This window comes from uncultured Alistipes sp., assembly GCF_963931675.1.
GTDB lineage: Bacteria > Bacteroidota > Bacteroidia > Bacteroidales > Rikenellaceae > Alistipes.
In genome coordinates this window covers 183,879-201,222 of the sequence record NZ_OZ007039.1, presented here as the reverse complement: position 1 = coordinate 201,222, position 17,344 = coordinate 183,879, and the positions used below count along the sequence as shown (strand labels likewise).

11 protein-coding genes are annotated in these 17,344 nt (G+C 57.2%); 5 read left to right on the top strand and 6 right to left on the bottom strand.

The annotated features are described in order from the left end of the window. Positions 1-2 precede the first annotated feature (2 nt). From mutL to ABGT65_RS00905, 4 genes are read left to right on the top strand one after another with little or no spacing between them, the layout of a single operon-like run. The gene (gene mutL, locus ABGT65_RS00920) at positions 3-2,057 is read left to right on the top strand and encodes a DNA mismatch repair endonuclease MutL (protein WP_346699346.1); all 2,055 of its coding nucleotides are present in this window, start codon (positions 3-5) and stop codon (positions 2,055-2,057) included. A gap of 40 nt (positions 2,058-2,097) precedes the next feature. Continuing rightward, complete coding sequence (locus ABGT65_RS00915) at positions 2,098-2,712, top strand: rhomboid family intramembrane serine protease (RefSeq protein WP_346699345.1); 615 nt, start codon at positions 2,098-2,100, stop codon at positions 2,710-2,712. A 3-nt stretch (positions 2,713-2,715) separates the two neighbouring features. Beyond that, positions 2,716-3,864, top strand: coding sequence for an endonuclease/exonuclease/phosphatase family protein (locus tag ABGT65_RS00910; protein ID WP_346699344.1), 1,149 nt, complete (start codon positions 2,716-2,718; stop codon positions 3,862-3,864). Between the two features lie 34 nt (positions 3,865-3,898). After that, positions 3,899-4,348 carry a YhcH/YjgK/YiaL family protein gene (locus ABGT65_RS00905; protein WP_346699343.1) on the top strand — a complete coding sequence of 150 codons (450 nt, stop codon included), beginning with the start codon at positions 3,899-3,901 and terminating at the stop codon, positions 4,346-4,348. Between the two features lie 66 nt (positions 4,349-4,414). Here the strand turns inward: ABGT65_RS00905 and ABGT65_RS00900 are convergent, their stop codons facing one another. The 6 genes from ABGT65_RS00900 to ABGT65_RS00875 form a co-directional block, all read right to left on the bottom strand. Beyond that, positions 4,415-4,558, bottom strand: coding sequence for a hypothetical protein (locus ABGT65_RS00900; RefSeq protein WP_346703104.1), 144 nt, complete (start codon positions 4,556-4,558; stop codon positions 4,415-4,417). A gap of 258 nt (positions 4,559-4,816) precedes the next feature. After that, a complete protein-coding gene (locus tag ABGT65_RS00895; RefSeq protein WP_346703032.1) occupies positions 4,817-6,130 on the bottom strand; it encodes a UDP-glucose/GDP-mannose dehydrogenase family protein in 1,314 nt (437 codons plus the stop codon). Positions 6,131-6,139: 9 nt separating this feature from the next. Continuing rightward, positions 6,140-7,333 (bottom strand): FprA family A-type flavoprotein, encoded by a 1,194-nt coding sequence (locus ABGT65_RS00890; RefSeq protein ID WP_346699342.1) that lies wholly within the window; start codon positions 7,331-7,333, stop codon positions 6,140-6,142. A 182-nt stretch (positions 7,334-7,515) separates the two neighbouring features. Further along, entirely contained in the window at positions 7,516-9,027 is a 1,512-nt protein-coding gene (locus ABGT65_RS00885) for a RagB/SusD family nutrient uptake outer membrane protein (RefSeq protein WP_346699341.1), read from the bottom strand. 13 nt (positions 9,028-9,040) lie between these two features. Beyond that, positions 9,041-12,142: a TonB-dependent receptor gene (locus ABGT65_RS00880; RefSeq protein ID WP_346699340.1), complete on the bottom strand. Its 3,102-nt coding sequence runs from the start codon at positions 12,140-12,142 to the stop codon at positions 9,041-9,043. Positions 12,143-12,417: 275 nt separating this feature from the next. Then, the gene (locus tag ABGT65_RS00875; protein WP_346699339.1) at positions 12,418-13,650 is read right to left on the bottom strand and encodes a site-specific integrase; all 1,233 of its coding nucleotides are present in this window, start codon (positions 13,648-13,650) and stop codon (positions 12,418-12,420) included. Positions 13,651-14,016: 366 nt separating this feature from the next. Between ABGT65_RS00875 and ABGT65_RS00870 the strand changes: the two genes are divergently transcribed. Then, a complete protein-coding gene (locus tag ABGT65_RS00870; protein WP_346699338.1) occupies positions 14,017-17,334 on the top strand; it encodes a SusC/RagA family TonB-linked outer membrane protein in 3,318 nt (1,105 codons plus the stop codon). Positions 17,335-17,344 lie beyond the last annotated feature (10 nt).

Here is a 17,344-nt window from a genome sequence, read left to right as displayed (position 1 = left end):
AAATGGCAGACAAGATCAGACTCTTACCCGAAGTCGTCGCCAACCAGATCGCGGCCGGAGAGGTGGTCAACCGCCCGGCTTCGGTGGTGAAGGAGATGATGGAGAATGCGCTCGATGCGGGCGCCCGCTCGGTGAAGGTCAACTTCCGCGACGGCGGCAAGGACCTCATCCAGATCGTCGACGACGGTTGCGGCATGTCGCCCATCGACGCCCGCATGGCCTTCGACCGCCACGCCACGAGCAAGATCGGCGTCGTGGAGGATATCTATGCGCTGCATACGTTCGGATTCCGCGGGGAGGCCCTGGCTTCGATCGCCGCCGTGGCGCAGGTCGAACTGCGCACGCGGCAGGAGGGTGACGAGGTGGGTACGCAGACCGAAATCAACGGCGGTCAGTTCGTCGGGCAGACCCCGGTGATGTGTCCCGTGGGATCGCAGTTCTTCGTGCGCAACCTCTTCTACAACGTCCCGGCCCGGCGCCGCTTCCTCGACAAGAGCACCACGTCGGCCTCGCAGATCCGCACGGAATTCCAGCGCATCGCCCTCTGCTACCCGCAGGTGGCCTTCGAACTCTATGCCAATGACGCCCCGGTCTACAACCTGCAGCCCGCCTCGCTGGCCGGGCGGATTGTCGACGTGGTGGGACGCCATATCAAACAGAATCTGCTGGAGGTTGAGGCCGATACCTCGATCGCACGCCTCGACGGGTTTGTCGGGCGGCCTGCCGCGGCCAAAAAACGCAATACCGAACAGTATCTCTTCGTTAACGGCCGCTTCTTCAAGATCTCCTATTTCACGAGCGCCATCCTGAAAGCTTACGAAAAGCTGATTCCGGAGAGTTGCCAGCCCTCCTATTTCCTCTATCTGACGATCGATCCGGCGCGTATCGACGTGAATGTCCACCCGCAGAAGACCGAGGTGCGTTTTGCCGACGAGGAGGCCGTATGGCAGATCGTCAATGCCGCCGTGCGCGAGACGCTGGCCAAGACCGGTGCGGTTCCGATGATGGATTTCGACCGCGAAGGGGCGCTGGAGATTCCCGTCCTGCAGAAAGGTGCGGTCTACAGCGAGCCTGCGGCGATGTCGAACAGCGATTACAACCCCTTCCGCGATGAGTACATCGATCCTTCGGCTCCGGATCCGAATGTCGATTTTACGGGTTTCGACGTCCCCTTCAGTGACGCGGATGCGGCAGCCTCAGCTGGCGGAGCCGCCGCAGCGGGACGACCGTCGATGAGGACGGGTGTTTCGGGGACATCCGGCTTCCGGGGCGCAGGAGCCCGGATTCCTTCGTTCCTGCGCGGCGGCGTGCTCGCCTCCTCCGAGTCCGACGAATTCGAGGATTTCGAATCGGGAAGCGATTTCTCGGGAAGATCGCTCCCGGACGACGGCCTCGGAACCCCTTCCGCAGACGGCGGATTCGGGGAGAGTTCGCTCGACTTCATCCCCTCGTCGGTTACTCTCGAACAGCAGCGGTTGGATATTGCCTCGCAACCCGAATTCACCGATCCGCTGCCACTGCCGGGCGGTTACCTCGTCGCACTGTTGAACGGCCGCTTCGTGGCGGTCGACGTGCGCCGGGCCCGTGAGCGCGTCCTTTACGAGGAGTATCTCCGGATGCTGGGCCACGGCTCGGCCGTCAGCCAGCAGCTGCTCTTCCCCGAACGGCTGCTCCTCTCGGGCGACGAATACGCCCTGCTGGAGGAACATGCCGTGGAGTTCGCCGCCCTGGGCTTCGACCTCGATCTTTGCGGCGCAGGGGCCGTGGAGGTCAAGGGAACTCCGGCCGACCTGCCCGCCGATTCGGTGGACCAACTGCTGTTCGATCTGCTGCAGGTCTTTGCGACGCCCGTGTCGCTGGCCGACGTGCGCCGCGAGAAGATTGCCGCGGTGATGGCCGTTTCGGGTGCGAAATGCGGCATGCGGAACCTCTCGCGCGAAGAGGCCGCGGTGCTGCTCGACCGCCTGGCCCAGACGGGCAACGTCAGCTTCACGCCCTCGGGCAAAACCATCCTCGCCGAAATTACCCCGGAAGATTTACGTGCCAAATTGGGGTAATCCGGCGGAAAAAAGTTACCTTTGCAAAAATTGATCTCGAATGAATCGCTATTTTCAGACCCCTCCGGTTGTCAAGAACCTGATCATCATCAACCTGCTCGTCTATATGGCGATGGCGCTGATCCCCGAAGCCTACCGTTTTCTCAATGAGTTCGGGGCGCTTCAGGTCGGCCCCCGGATGCTCGGGTATAAGTTCCATACCTACCAGTTCGTCACCTACATGTTCCTCCACGCCAATTTCGAACATATCTTCTTCAACATGTTCGCCCTGTGGATGTTCGGCCGCACGCTGGAATACGACCTCGGGTCGCGGCGATTCCTGATCTACTACATGGCCTGCGGTGTGGGTGCGGCGCTGATCCAGGCCGGAATCGCCTGGGGGCTCGGACAGCCGATGGCCCTGGTCGGGGCGTCGGGCGCCGTGATGGGACTGCTGCTGGCCTTCGGCGTGATGTACCCCAACGCCGTGATCATGCTCCTGATCCCGCCCATCCCGATGAAGGCCAAGTGGTTCGTTATCATTTATGCCGTCATCGAACTCTTCCTCGGCTGGCGGGGTGTGGGCAACGTCGCCCATTTCGCCCATGTGGGCGGTATGTTGTGGGGCTTCCTGCTGCTCTACTGGTGGAAACGCCGCGGTATGATCCGCTTTTAGACCATGGCTTCCGAATACTACTCCGGATACGGGGAGCGCCCCGCAGGCAAACGCCGCCGCAGCTGGGCACTCTGGCTCCTCGACGGCGTGATGACGGCCCTCTCGCTCGTGGTTGCCGTCACCCTGGTGCTGACCTATTTCGTGCCCCATGTCAACCCTTCGCGCGTCTGGTTCTTCCCCGTGCTGGGGCTCGCCGCTCCGATCACCTATGTGGCGGCGGTGATCCTGATGCTCTACTGGATCATCCGCTGGCGCTGGCTCCGGGCCGGTGTGATGATCGTGATCGTGGCTGTCGGTTTCTTCAAGGTCTCGCTCTTCTGGCGTCCCGACATCCGCCGCGTCTATGAAGAGGCCGAGGACTCCGACCGCGGAACCTTCAAGGTGATGACCTACAACGTCCGCAGCTTCTACGGCGAAAACGGGCACAGCAGCGTGGAGGACATCCTGCGGCTGATCGACGAACAGGATCCGGACATCATCTGCCTGCAGGAGTTCAATGCCCGGCTGGCGGCCCGGTCCGAGGAGTTTTCGCTGCTGGAGGAGAAGTACGAGAGTGCGGGTTTCGGCCGCACGGCGGCTCCGGACTCCATGTATGAGGCGCCGCTGGCGATCCTGAGCAAATTCCGGATCCTGCGTTCGCGGACGCTGCTGACCCCCGCCTCGTCGGTGTGGGCCGATGTGCTGGTGGGCGACGACACCGTGCGGGTCTTCAACAACCACCTCCACTCCACGGCCATCAACGCCGCGGACAACGAATACATCACCGAACACCGCTTCCTCTCGGATACGGCCCGCGAGACGAAGATCCGCAGCATCGTCGAACGCCTGCGTGAGAACAGCGTCCTGCGCGCCGCCCAGGTCGACAGCATCGCCCGGGTGGTCGGGGAGACCCGCACGCGGCGCATCATCTGCGGCGATTTCAACGATACGCCCATGTCTTACGTCTATCGGACGATGGCCCGGGGTTCGCGCGATGCCTTCCGGGTCTGCGGTTCGGGCTATTCGCACACCTTCCGGGGCTTTTTCAACACGCTGCGCATCGACTACGTGCTGAGCAGGGGGCTCGAACCGGTGACTTACGAAACCCTGCCGGTCGAATATTCGGATCACCATCCGGTTGTCGTGCGCCTGAAGAAGACGGATAAAAACTGAAATACGACCATCTACAAACTTAAACAGACGAGCTATGATTTTAGATTCACTGAAAAACAGCGCGCTTTACTACGGTGTAAACCCGCGTATGCAGAAGGCATTCGAACGGATCGCCTCGACCGACTGGACGAAGGTGGAGCCGGGAATCCACGAACTCGACGGCAAGGATATCTACGTCAACGTCATGGAGCGGGAGCTCAAACTGAAGAAGGATGCCAAACTGGAGGTCCACAACGAGTATATCGACATCCAGGTGCTGATCTCCGGAAAGTCGGAGACCTTCGGCTGGAGCGAGCGCAAGGACCTCTGCCAGCCGCAGTCGGAATTCAACGCCGAGAAGGATATTCAGCTCTTTGACGATGAGCCCCAGACCTACTACACGCTGCGTCCGGGCCAGTTCACGGTGCTCTTCCCCGAGGACGGCCACGCCCCGATGGTCGGTGAGGGCACGGTGCGCAAGATCATCGTCAAGGTGCGCAAGTAGTTCCGGCTTTCCGCTTCCCGGGGACTTGTTGGACCTGTTATTCCGGGGCCTTTTATTCCCGGCGTGTTATGAACACCCCTGTCGCATTGAGGCGGCAGGGGTGTTTCGGTGGAGGGAGGCGATGAACTGGCGGATGTCCGTGACGAAGGGCCCGAATGCCGTGAGCATCCCCAGCAGGACGAGCAGGAAGGTTTTGCTGTTTCCGTTCATGATTTGAAGTTTGACGCTGCAAAAGTACGGCGGATTCCCAACTTCGAAGCGGTCGTTTGTGGGCGGGTTTTGTTCATTTCCGGAACGCAACAGGCGATCCCGGCCCTCAATGGGCCGGGATCGTGAGATGAGTGAATTGCCGTTGTTTCGGGACGTTTCGCCGCACTAAACTGCATTACGCTGCTTATACATTTCGCCTTTCCGTCTCTCCGCCTCTCCGTCTCTCCGCCTCTCCGCCTCTCCGTGCGTTTCCGCCGCCTACTTCCCGATTCCGAAGTAGCGGAACCCCGCGGCACGGACCTCCTGCTTGTCGTAGATGTTGCGGCCGTCGACGACCGCGTCGCCACGCATCGTGCCGCGCAGTTGTGCCCAGTCGGGCATCCGGAACTCCTTCCATTCGGTGAGCAGTGCCACGGCATCGGCCCCCTCTGCCGCTCCGTACATCGTGCGGGCCGTGCGGAACTCCCAATCGCCGTGTTTGCGGAGGAATTCGGGAACCGCGACGGGGTCGCAGACGCACACCTCGGCTCCGGCCCTGAGCAACCGCCCGATCACCTCCGCGGCCGGGGCTTCGCGAATGTCGTCCGTCTCGGGCTTGAAGGCGAGGCCCCAGATCGCCACCCGTTTCCCGGCCAAATCGCCCAAGGCCGTGCGGAGTTTCCCGAAGACCACGCTCTTTTGCGCCTCGTTGACGCGCTCCACGGCCTCGATGACCTGCATCGTGTAGCCGTGTTCGCGGGCCGTGCGGGCCAGGGCCTTGACATCCTTCGGGAAGCACGAACCCCCGTATCCGCACCCCGGGTAGAGGAACTTGTTGCCGATGCGCGCGTCGGAGCCGATGCCCTTGCGGACCATCTCCACGTCGGCACCCACCCGGTCGCAGAGGTTGGCGATGTCGTTCATGAACGAAATGCGGGTTGCCAGCATGGCGTTGGCGGCATATTTGGTCATTTCGGCCGAGGCGATGTCCATGAAGAGCACGCGGAAGTTGTTGATCAGGAAGGGACGGTACAACCGCGCCATCAACTCCCGGGCGCGCTGGCTTTCGACGCCCACCACCACGCGGTCGGGCGACATGAAGTCCTTGATTGCCGCACCCTCCTTCAGGAACTCCGGGTTCGAGGCGACGTCGAACGGCACCTCACAGCCCCGGGCCTGCAACTCCTCCTCGATCACGGCCTTGATACGGGCTGACGTGCCTACGGGCACGGTGCTCTTCGTGACGAGCAGCGTGTAGCGGCGGATGTGGCGCCCGAAGGTGCGGGCCACCTCCATCACCTGGCTCAGATCCGCCGCACCGTCCTCCCCGGGCGGGGTTCCGACGGCCGAAAAGACCACCTCGACCCGGTCGAGGCACGATGCCAGGTCGGTCGTGAAGTGGAGCCTTCCGGCGGCGGCGTTCCGCCCGACGAGCGCTTCGAGCCCGGGTTCGTAGATCGGGATCCGCCCGGCGTTCAGTATCTCGATCTTCCGCACGTCGGTGTCGACGCACGTGATGTCGAGCCCCATCTCCGCGAAACAGGCGCCCGAAACCAACCCGACGTATCCGGTCCCGACGATGGCGATCCTCATCATTGGGCGTCAGGCTTTGCCGTGGAACTTTTCGGCGACGTCATGCGCCAGGGCCCGGCAGCTGTCGTACATTTTCGGGGAGAAACCCTGCTTCATCTCCACGGGTGCGCCGAGCGTTTCCCACTTCATCTTCTGGGCGAACTCTCCCAGCAGTTTGACCGAGGCTCCGGCCCACGTGAAGGAGCCGAACCAGCCGAAGCGCCGCTGCGGAATGCAGCGTGCGGCGAGTTTGTCGAGCAACTCGGCTACGGGCGGGAAGAGCCCGGCGTTGTAGGTGGGCCCTCCGACCAGCAGCGTGTCGAAACAGAAAATGTCGCGCAGCACGACCGACGGATCGGCATACGAGAGGTTGTAGATGCGGATGTTGCGCACCCCCTCGGCGGCCAGTTCGCGGGCGATGCGCTCGGCCAGCTGCTCGGTGTTCCCGTACATCGAGGCGTAGGCGATGACCACGCCCGGTTCCCCTTCGTAGCGGCTCATGCGGTCGTAGAGGTCAACCACCCGGCCAATCTGCTCCTGCCAGACGGGACCGTGGGTCGGGCAGATGCTTCGGATTTCGAGCCCGGCGAGTTTCTGGAGCGCCTTCTGCACCGGAGCGCCGTATTTGCCGACGATTGCGGCGTAGTAGCGGCGCATCTCGTCCCAGTAGCGTTCGGGATCGACCTCGGAATCGGTGATGCCTCCGTCGAGGGCCCCGAAGCATCCGAAGGCGTCGCCCGAGAAGAGCGCCTGCTCCTCGGGGCACCACGAAACCATCGTTTCGGGCCAGTGGACCATCGGGATCATGCGGAACGAGAGGCTTTTGCCGCCCAGATCGAGCGTGTCGCCCTCCTTGACCTCGACCGTGTTGCCGCAGAGGCCGTAGAAACCCTCGATCATCTGCAGGGCCTTGGCATTGGCGACGATCTGCAGGTCGGGGTAGATGCGCCGCAGGGCGGTGATCGACGACGAGTGGTCGGGTTCCATATGGTTGACGACGAGGTAGTCGACCTTGCGGTCGCCGATTATTTCGCGGATATTGGCTTCGAGGCGGCTGCCGAAAGCCTCCTCGACGGTATCTATGAGTGCGACCTTTTCGCCGACGACGAGGTAGGCGTTGTACGAAACGCCCTGGGGCAGCGACCAGAGCCCTTCGAAACGGGTTGTGGTCCGGTCGTTGACGCCGACATAGTGGATGCCGGGTGCGATTTGAGTGATTGCCATAAACGTCCAGTTTTGTTCTGCGCAAATTTACGAAAAAAACAGAAATATGAATCTTTCTTTTCCCTGTAGACCCTTTTTTAAGGTTGTCTGCAAATTTCATATCGAGGAAGTCTACAAAAAAATCACCCCTGTTGCCGTTGCAACAGAGGTGATTCTGAATTTCGGTGTGGACTTAATTTCCATCAAGGATTCTGCTGATCCGAGGAAATTTCCGTGTTGTTCTCCATCTCTAAGGTCGGAATCTTGTAGATCATCCGATAGTCCCGGGCGCTGTATGTCATGGCATCCGTGCTGGCCAGAGATGCTGCAAAGTTGGTGGATTTCGTTCGGTCGATGGTTTCGTTGCGGCGCTTCGCATCGAAGATGCGGCACCCCTCACCCCATGTCTCAACCCGCTTCTGGAAGCAAATCTCCTCGTAGAGCGCATCTCCCGACTTGCCGGATGCATCGTATCCCGGAATACGGGTCGACATGACGTCGGTGAGCCATTTGCGGGCATTCGTTTCATCATCGTTGAGGTAGTGGGCCTCGGCTGCGACGAAATACATCTCGGCTACACGCATGTAGATCAGATCGCACAGGAAACTGTTCGGGCAGAGAAACTTGTTGGGAACATAGGCCGCGAACCCGGCCTGCTCAATCTGGGAGAAGTCGAACTTGTTGGTATTGAGGGTCTCGCTGTATCCGAACCATCCTTTGCGGATGTCGTTTGCATCGATTTTGTCAACCAGGGCGCTGGCACCCAGTTTCGGGAAGTATCCGGGAGGCGCATATCCGTCGACATAAGGATTCATGTGGGACATGAAGGATCCGTAGACAAGATTCCACTCCTCGGTGACGGCATAACCCCAGATCACCTCGCTCATCGAGACGCTGTTCATTCCGGCCAGCAACTCATCGGCTCCGGCCAGTCGGCCACCTTTGGTAGCATATTCAGCCCGCGTGGCCGCCTCATCGTAACGACCCAGGAACATCAGCACATTGGCATAGATTCCCGATGCGGCGTATTCATTGAGGGCCGTATTGCCGAGTTGCTTGTCTTTGAGCAGGTCGCAGGCTTTGGACAGGTCGGTATCGATGCGTGCATACACAGTTTTGACGGGAGCCCGTCCGGAGATACTCTCGGATTCCTCTTCGAGAATCAGCGGAACGCCCAATGCGTCGGGATTGGCATCATAGGGTTGCTGCCACATGTTGATGAGCCAATAATAGGCCCATCCCCGCAAAGCATACGCCTGACCCAACATCGCATCGAGGTCATTGTTGGTACCCTCGACATCCTTCAGAACCTTAATAACGGAGTTCGCCGAGGATACGATGTGATAAAACTGCCGCCACATCGAAACGGGGCGCCGATAATCCGGCTCCCGGAAGATCAACTGTTGGTCGGAGGCGAACCCTCCGGAGTTGATGAAGAAGGCAATGTCATCGCACATGACATCCGTTGCGATCTTGTAAGAGGACATTCCATAGTCATCCTGGGATGAACTCATATAGGGATCACCGCTGTAAATAGTCGTATAGGCACCGCTGATGATGGAGGCGAGCATCTCGGGTTTTTCGAGGAGTATCTCGTTCTGCCGATCCCCCGACACTACGTTCGTGGGCTCGGTTTCCAGGAAATCACTTGAACAAGATGCAATCAGAGCCCCCGTGCCCAGCACGAGAAGGTATTTGATATGATTTGCTTTCATGTTTGTCTGCTATTTAAAAGTTGATGGTAACGCCGCCAGAAACGGTGCGCAGAACCGAGTAGTTTGCCTGCGACTGTCCCTGAATGTACTGGCGCGGATCAAGACCCTTTCGTTTCGACAGCAAGGCCACATTGTCCGCCGCAACATAAATGCGCACGCTCGACATCTTGATGGCCTTTGCCCACTTTTGCGGCAAGGTGTATCCCAGGGTGATGTTGCGCAGGTTGAAGTAAGAGGCGCTGATCATATAGGGATCCAGAGCCTGGGTCTGATTGGTGCCGCCGTTGAGTTTGGGCACGTTGGTGTTGGTGTTTTCGGGGGTCCAGGCATTCAGAATATCCTTGTGCCAGTTGGCGCCGTCCGAAGTGCCGGCGTGCATCAGGCCATTGTACATCGCATCGTACACCTTGCCGCCGATCTGGTAGTTTCCGGCAATCGAGAAATCCAGCCCTTTCCAGTTGAAGTTGACCGTGATGCCGCCAATGAAATCGGGAATGGCCGTACCGAGATAGAATTTGTCACCTACGGCATCCACATTCTCATAGGTTACCTTGCTCAGCGTCTCTTCTCCGTTTTCTCCGGTTTCACGGTGCCAGTAAAGGGCATCTCCGGTTTCGGGATCCACTCCGGCCGATTTGAGCCCGTAGAAGTCCCATACCGAGCCGCCGTCCTTGATGTTGTAATAGGCGAGGTGGGTGATACCCGTTTCCACTTTGTCGGCCGGCAGATCCGTCACGGAGTTGGTATAGGTCGTTCCGGTCAGGATTACCTCCAGCGACGTGTTTTTCGTCCGCAGAGGAACGGCGCTGAGCGTGAACTCGAAGCCCTTGTTGATCATGGTCATGATGTTCATCGGCTTGCTGGGAATGCCGGTTGACGGCGAGAACGGCATGTCATAAAGCATGTCGCTCGTTTTCTTGTGGAAATATTCCGCGTTGAGGTTGAGCCGTGCGTCGAACAGCGATGCGTTGATACCTGCATTGAGGTTGTTGGAAACCTCCCACGTCAGATCCGGATTACCCCAATAGACCTGGGTGACGGAGAATTCATCCCCGTTGGGACTTACGGAATACTGATCCTTGTAGGGATAGTAGTTCGGAATCTGGTTGTTTCCGGTCGTACCGTAAGAGACTTTGAGCGCCAAATTGTTGATCCATGCCACGTCTTTGAGGAAATTTTCCTGCGAAAGCCGCCAGTTGGCTCCAACCGACCAGAATACACCCCAACGGTTCTCCTTGGCAAAGCGGGACGAACCATCACCACGGATATTGGCATCCAGGTAATAGCGATTGCCATATTCGTAATGGATGCTTCCGAACCACGATTCAATCGTTTCGTCGTAAGTGTACGAGTTGAGATTCTGCATGGAGATGGCATTGCTGAATTCGCTGTTTTCCGGGTCGTAGTAGTTTTGCTTGGTTCCCGTGAAATAGCGGTATTCCCATTTATAGGACTCATGACCTGCCATGACGCTGAAGGCGTGATTGCCGATCTTCTTTTCATAGGTAAGCAACTGGTTGCCTGTCAGGGTCTGATCACGGAGCGTATAGCGGGTTCCTGTTCCGTTGTAGGTCTTGGCGTCGCCGTACGAAGGCGTCATGAAACTGACATTCTGCTGATTGGTCAGGTCATAAGAGAGGTTGGCCGAAAATTTCAACCCTGACAGGATATTCAGGTTGATACCGGCACGGGCACTGATCTGATCGGTCAGTGTTTCATTCTTGTTGGCCTTATCCGTAGCCACGATGTTCTGTCCCTTACCCCAGGAGCGGGTTCCATAGGTGCCGTCTCCGAAGTCGTAGATCCGACCTCCGTTCTCGTCGCGGATCAGATTTCCGTCCTTGTCGTAGGCGTAGACCGGGTAGATCGGGGCGATGCTCTGGATGAACATGAACGTGTTGTTGTAATTGGCTAGCGAGGAGATCATCTGTGCATTCTGTTCTCCGTGCGAATAGGCGAGATTTCCGTAGAGGTCGACCCATTTGTTGACCTGGTAGGAGGCATTGGCACGTCCCGAATAGCGCGAGTAGTCTGAATTCTTGATGATACCCTCGTCGTTGAGATAACCCAGAGACATGAAGTGCTTGAGTTTGTCATTTCCACCCGAGATGCTGACATTGTACTCCTGGCGCAGACCGGCATGAAGCGCTTCGTCGCTCCAGTCATCCGTATAACGGCGCTGGGTGGAGATGAGTTCTCCGTCTTCGGTCATGAGTTTGTCGGGAGTGGCCGAAATATAGGGATTGTATCCCAAGCGATTCAAGATGACGCTTGCTGCCGTAGCTCCATCCCCTTCCGTATTGACCAGATACTGATAAAAGGTCTTCAGATACTGGTCGGGAGAGGTCATGATGTCGTAATTGCCGATACCGCGGGAGTTGACACCCACGCGAGCGTCGAACTGGACATTTGTGCGGGTGGCGTTACCTTTTTTGGTGGTGATGATCACCAGACCGTTTGCGGCACGGGAACCGTACAGTGCGGTTGACACGGCATCCTTCGAAACGGAGATGGATTCGATATCCGCCGGATTGATGGCTGCGATGCTGCCGTTGTACGGAGCTCCGTCCACGATATAGAGCGGGTCGCTTCCAGCGTTGATCGAGCCGATACCTCGGATCGAGATGGTGGAACTCGATCCTGGCTGTCCTGTTTGGGAGGCTACCTGAACACCGGGAACAAGACCTTCGAGAGCTTTAGAAACGTTGGAGACCTGCAATTTTTTGAGTTCCTCCCCGGATACTGCGCTGACGGATCCCGTAAAGGACTCCTTTTTGGCGGTACCGTATGCCACGACAATCACATCGTCGATGGCCTGGGTATCTTCCTGCAAGGATACGTTGATTTGGGTCTTGCCGGCAACTGATACTGTTTGGGTCTGGTAGCCGATGAACGAGATTTTCAGTGTACCGTCAGCGGGAGCCGAGATTGAAAAACGTCCGTTGGCATCGGTTGTCGTACCGACAGTCGTACCCTCCACCAGAACCGTAGCTCCGGCGATCGGTCGATTGTCCGTATTGGCAACCGTACCGGTTACTTGCTTACTTTGCGCGGAGGCGAGCAACACTCCCCCCCCCACAATGGCAATTAACGATAGTAGGAAATTTCTTACCATAAGCGTTAATTTTAATTGTTTTTAAAATAAAAAGTCCACGGCAAAGGTAGATAAATGCGGAATGCTTTACAAATTAACGGTTAAAAAAATCAAGCAAGGTGATATTATTGCTCGTTTATTGTAAAAATACATTGCATTTTGACAGTGTTTGGGGATGGTAAGTTATAATTTGAAACCGGCATTTTCGCGGTTTTTGGGCCGTAAATTCCCTTTTTCGCCTTTTTTTCTCCAGGTTCCACCCCTTTCCAGGCCCTTTCCAGGCCCTCGGACGATGATCAGATTTCAACCGGAACCGGATCCTGATAGAGCCTGTCGATCTTTTTCGAAAGAAGCATCATCTCCCTTTCGAGTTTCGAGGGGGTGATTTTTGCGTAGATCTGTGTCGTCCGCACGCTTTTATGTCCCAACAACTCGCTGATCGTCTCGATTGCCATCCCCTGCGACAGCGTAATCGTGGTGGCGAACGTGTGGCGGGCCGCGTGAAACGTAATCCGACGGCTGATGCCCGCCATGGCCATCAGCCGCTCAAGGCACGCATTGCACCAACCGTTGGTCGGCAGGTCGAATATCCGACGGTCACACTCCTCGGGCAGGTATTTCCGGACGATCGCACAGGCCACGTCGAACAGCCGTATATGGACCGGAACGCCGGTTTTCTGCCGGAACGTATGGATCCACAGGCAATCGCGTGTCCTTTGGAGGTGCCGGGGCGTCAGCCTGCGGAGATCGATATAGGAGAGTCCCGTGAAGCAGCTGAACAGAAAGGCATCCCGGATCAGTTGCAGGGTCGGCGACTCGGGTCTGAGGCGTATGATGCTCCGCAGTTCCGGCATGGAAAGGTAGTTCCGGGCGACGGATTCGCAACTCAACTTGTAGTCGGCGAACGGATTACGATCCATGTATCCGTGTTCCCGCGCCAGCATGAGGATATGTTTGAAGGCAATCATATAGACCCAGGTCGTATTCTTCTTGCGGTTGCATTCCAACATCATGTAACGGTGAAAATCCGCCAGGAATTTGCGGTCTATCTCTTTGAAATGTATGTCGTTGCACCCATAATGCTCCGGAATGAACCTTTCAAGATGACGGTATACGCTTCTGTATTTATAATAGGTCGTCTTGCTTCGGGAGATTCCGACCATGCGGAAAAATTCGTCGTTGTGCCTGCGGAAAAAGTCCAGCAGGCCGTGTTTTCGCTGATCGATTCCCCAATAGCGCTCCTTGATCATGCAGGGAGTTACCGGGACCTGTTCGCAAAGCAACATGTGGTAACAATGTTCAATGCGATAGTGGATCCGGTCGAGTTGCTCATTGACGAGCAGCGCCTGGCTGCTCCGTCCGACGGCACGTCCCAGACTGGCATTCCAAAGCTTGAGCGGGACGGATTGGCGGGTTGAGATCTGCGTGCGTTCGCCGTTGAGGGTGATGCGCCCCATGATCGGAATATTCCCATTCCGCAGCGGGGCATTTTTCTTGGCGTAAAACAGGATTTTAAACGTGTTTCTCATACTCATAACCTACGATTTCGATCCCTAAAGGTAACGTTTAAGTAACGACGGAATCTCCCATGGTCAAATCCAAAGAGCATATTCTCAGAGGAATAATCCCTTGTCCGGAGTTACCTCCCGGTAACGGAACACCAGCATCTTCGGATCGGAAAAATCGATTGTCCGCTCACAATCAACAATTTGCGGATTTATGCGGATCGTCGTGTCAACATACTCACAATCAGGGAACCGGCGGTTATGCCCGTCCTGTGGACTTTTTATTTTAAAAAAACAGCGAAATAACATTTTATCCCATTCAACTTGAAGAACCCGAATACATCCTTCGGGCATTATGGACTCGTACACTCACCTTTAAACCATTTATGCATGAGAAAATTTTTACTGCTGTTAATCATCATTAACCTGAGCTTGTCGAGTGCTTTTGCACAGGTTAAGGTGTCCGGTAGCGTGACGGATTCCGAAGACGGAATGCCGGTTATCGGTGCTACCGTGACTGTGAAGGGAACCTCCAGCGGAACCGTCACCGATACGAAAGGTGCGTTTACCATCTCGCTGCCTTCCACCCCCGGAACGATCATCGTCTCGTTCCTCGGGTATCAGGAACGGGTGATCGCCGTGTCGAAGGGTATGACCCGTGTGGACGTGAAACTCGAAAAATCGACCACCGCAATCGACGATGTCGTCGTGACGGGTTTCAAAAATGCCAAGAAGGAGACTTTTACGGGATCCTCGGTCAAGATCAGTGCCGATGATATAGCTATCGCCGGTGTGACCGACGTGAGCCGTATGCTCGAAGGCCAGGTAGCCGGTGTCTCGGTCCAGAACGTCTCCAGTACGTTCGGTTCGGCCCCCAAGGTCCGTATCCGTGGTGTGACGTCGCTCAGCGGTGAGAACAAACCCCTTTGGGTCGTGGACGGTGTCGTCCTGGAGGATGTGGTCAACATCTCCAACGACCAGCTTTCGAGCGGTGACCCCACGACGCTGCTCGGATCCTCCGTGGCCGGTATCAACGCCTCGGATATCGAGACGTTCGACATCCTGAAGGATGCCGCCGCAACGGCTCTCTACGGTGCCCGCGCCATGAACGGTGTCGTAGTGATCACCACCAAGAAAGGTAAGCAGGGCGCTCCCCGGATCTCCTATACGGGCAACTTCACGATCCGTACCAAACCGCGCTATTCGAATTTCGACATCATGAACTCCGCCGACCAGATGGCCGTCTATTCGGAGTTCGAACGCAAGGGCCTCCTCAATCAGGATATCGTCAACACCTCGAATTCGGGTGTCTACGGACTGATGTACAATGCCATTGCGGCCTACGACCCCGAAACCGGATTCGGACTGGCCAATACGCGGGAGGCGCGGAATGCCTTCCTGATGCAGTATGCCAAGGCGAATACCGACTGGTTCGATCTTCTCTTTACGCACAACCTGCTTCAGGAGCACTCGCTGAGCATCTCGACCGGTACCGAAAAGTCGCGGACCTACGCCTCGATCGGTTTCATGAACGACGCCGGATGGTCGGTTGCCGACAATGTGAGCCGTTATACGCTCAACTTCCGCAACGATTACGACATCAGCCGCAAGATCTCGGTCGGCTTCCAGGCCGTGGCATCGCTGCGTCAGCAGGAGGCGCCGGGATCCTATCAGCGGTCGATCGACGTGGTGAGCGGCGAGTGGTCGCGTGACTTCGACATCAACCCCTTCAGCTATGCGCTCAATACGAGCCGGACGGTCCGCCCCTACGACAACGACGGTAATCTGGAGTACGTGACGATGAACTACGCTCCGTTCAACATTCTCAAAGAGCTGCAGGAGAACAAGATACAGCTCAATGTGATGGATGCCAAACTGCAGGGACAGTTCGACTACAACATCGTCAAGGGGCTCCGGTTCAACTTCACGGGAATGCTCCGTTATGTCAAGAGCGACCAGGTTCACCGGATTACCGAGGAGTCGAACGTCGCCGGAGCCTACCGTGCCGACGGCAACTCGACGATCCGCCAGCGGAACCGCTACCTGTGGACCAATCCCGACGACCCGAATGCCGAGCCGGTTTCGGTCATGGAGCAGGGTGGTTTCTATAACACGACCAACAATACGATGCTCAACTACGAGGTGCGCGCCTCGTTCGCCTACAATAAGGTCTGGAACAATGCCCGCACGCATGAGCTGAGCATCCTGGCCGGTACGCAGATCAAGTACCTGGAGCGTGACGAGGAGACGGCGATCCAGGCCGGTTATCAGTACAACATGGGCGGCGTGGTCTTCAACAACCCGCTGTTCTACCGCATGATGAACGACCGCCAGCTGGATCTCTTCACGGCGACGACCTATCAGGATCGTTTCGTGGCCTTCTATGCCAATGCCGACTACGCCTTCGACCGGAAATACTCCGTTTCGGCCACGGTGCGTTACGACGGAAGTAATGCGCTGGGTTCGAGTTCGAGCGCCCGGTGGCTTCCTACGTGGAACTTCGGTGCCAAGTGGAACCTGCAGAACGAACCCTTCCTGGAGGATGTGGAGTGGATCGATGTGCTGAGCGCGCGTCTGAGTTACGGTCTGACGGCCAGTATGCCCAATGCGTCGAATGCCGCAGCCGTCTATTACAGCTCCCAGGTATACCGTCCGGGCTGGAGCGAGAACCAGATCAGCATCGATGCGCTGGCCAACTCCGAACTGACGTGGGAGAAGAGCTACCAGTTCAATGCGGGCTTCGACCTCACGCTCTTCGACAACCGGCTCAACTTCTCGATCGACTATTTCAACCGTCAGGGCTTTGACCTGATCGCCTATATCAAGACCTCGGGAATCGGCGGGCAGTCGTGGAAACTGGCCAACTACGCCGACCTCGACTCGCACGGTGTGGACATCACGCTGGGCGGTACGCTCATCCGGACGAAGAACGTGACCTGGACCGCAAACTTCACGTTCGGCTATTCGGAGAATACGATCAAGAACGCCAAGGACCAACCGTCGGTTTACGATCTGGTGAAGAGCGAGGGCGGCAACAAGGAGGGCTATCCGGTGAACAGCCTCTTCTCGATTCCCTTTACGCGGCTCGATCCCCAGACCGGTATTCCGCTGTTCATCAATGCCGACGGTGTGGAGAGCCAGGATGTGAACATGCAGGGTACGGAGACCGACTTCCTGAAATACGAAGGCCCGGTGGACCCGAAATACACGGGCGGTTTCAATACGTCGGTTCGTTTCAAGAACTTCACGTTCAACGCCTTCTTCACCTACCAGGCCGGGAACAAGATCCGTCTGACGCCCGCCTACAACGCCCAGTACAGCGATCTGGACGCCATGTCGAACGAATTCAAGAACCGCTTCCTGATGACGGGCGACAACATCTCGCCGTCGATTTCGGACTGGGTGCACCAGTCGATCTCGCTCGACGTGGGTTATCCCTACGTCAACTACAACTATTCGACGGCTCGGGTCGTGAAGGGTGATTTCATCCGTCTGAAGACCATTTCGCTCAATTACGATTTCTCCCCGGCGTGGGTCAGCAAGAGCCGCTTCTTCCGGACCGCAAGCCTGCGTCTGACGGTCAAGGACCCGTGGCTGATCTATGCGGACAAGGCGCTCAAGGGCCAGGATCCCGAGTTCTTCAATACGGGAGGTGTGGCCATGCCTACCACCACGCAGTTCACGCTTTCGCTGAACCTCGGATTCTAAGTCATTATTG

Excerpts from the sequence above, each read along its gene's own strand:
- mutL (WP_346699346.1), top strand. The coding sequence starts at position 3 with ATGGCAGACAAGATCAGACTCTTACCCGAAGTCGTCGCCAACCAGATC.
- ABGT65_RS00915 (WP_346699345.1), top strand. The coding sequence starts at position 2,098 with ATGAATCGCTATTTTCAGACCCCTCCGGTTGTCAAGAACCTGATCATC.
- ABGT65_RS00910 (WP_346699344.1), top strand. The coding sequence starts at position 2,716 with ATGGCTTCCGAATACTACTCCGGATACGGGGAGCGCCCCGCAGGCAAA.
- ABGT65_RS00905 (WP_346699343.1), top strand. The coding sequence starts at position 3,899 with ATGATTTTAGATTCACTGAAAAACAGCGCGCTTTACTACGGTGTAAAC.
- ABGT65_RS00900 (WP_346703104.1), bottom strand. The coding sequence starts at position 4,558 with ATGAACGGAAACAGCAAAACCTTCCTGCTCGTCCTGCTGGGGATGCTC.
- ABGT65_RS00895 (WP_346703032.1), bottom strand. The coding sequence starts at position 6,130 with ATGAGGATCGCCATCGTCGGGACCGGATACGTCGGGTTGGTTTCGGGC.
- ABGT65_RS00890 (WP_346699342.1), bottom strand. The coding sequence starts at position 7,333 with ATGGCAATCACTCAAATCGCACCCGGCATCCACTATGTCGGCGTCAAC.
- ABGT65_RS00885 (WP_346699341.1), bottom strand. The coding sequence starts at position 9,027 with ATGAAAGCAAATCATATCAAATACCTTCTCGTGCTGGGCACGGGGGCT.
- ABGT65_RS00880 (WP_346699340.1), bottom strand. The coding sequence starts at position 12,142 with ATGGTAAGAAATTTCCTACTATCGTTAATTGCCATTGTGGGGGGGGGA.
- ABGT65_RS00875 (WP_346699339.1), bottom strand. The coding sequence starts at position 13,650 with ATGAGAAACACGTTTAAAATCCTGTTTTACGCCAAGAAAAATGCCCCG.
- ABGT65_RS00870 (WP_346699338.1), top strand. The coding sequence starts at position 14,017 with ATGAGAAAATTTTTACTGCTGTTAATCATCATTAACCTGAGCTTGTCG.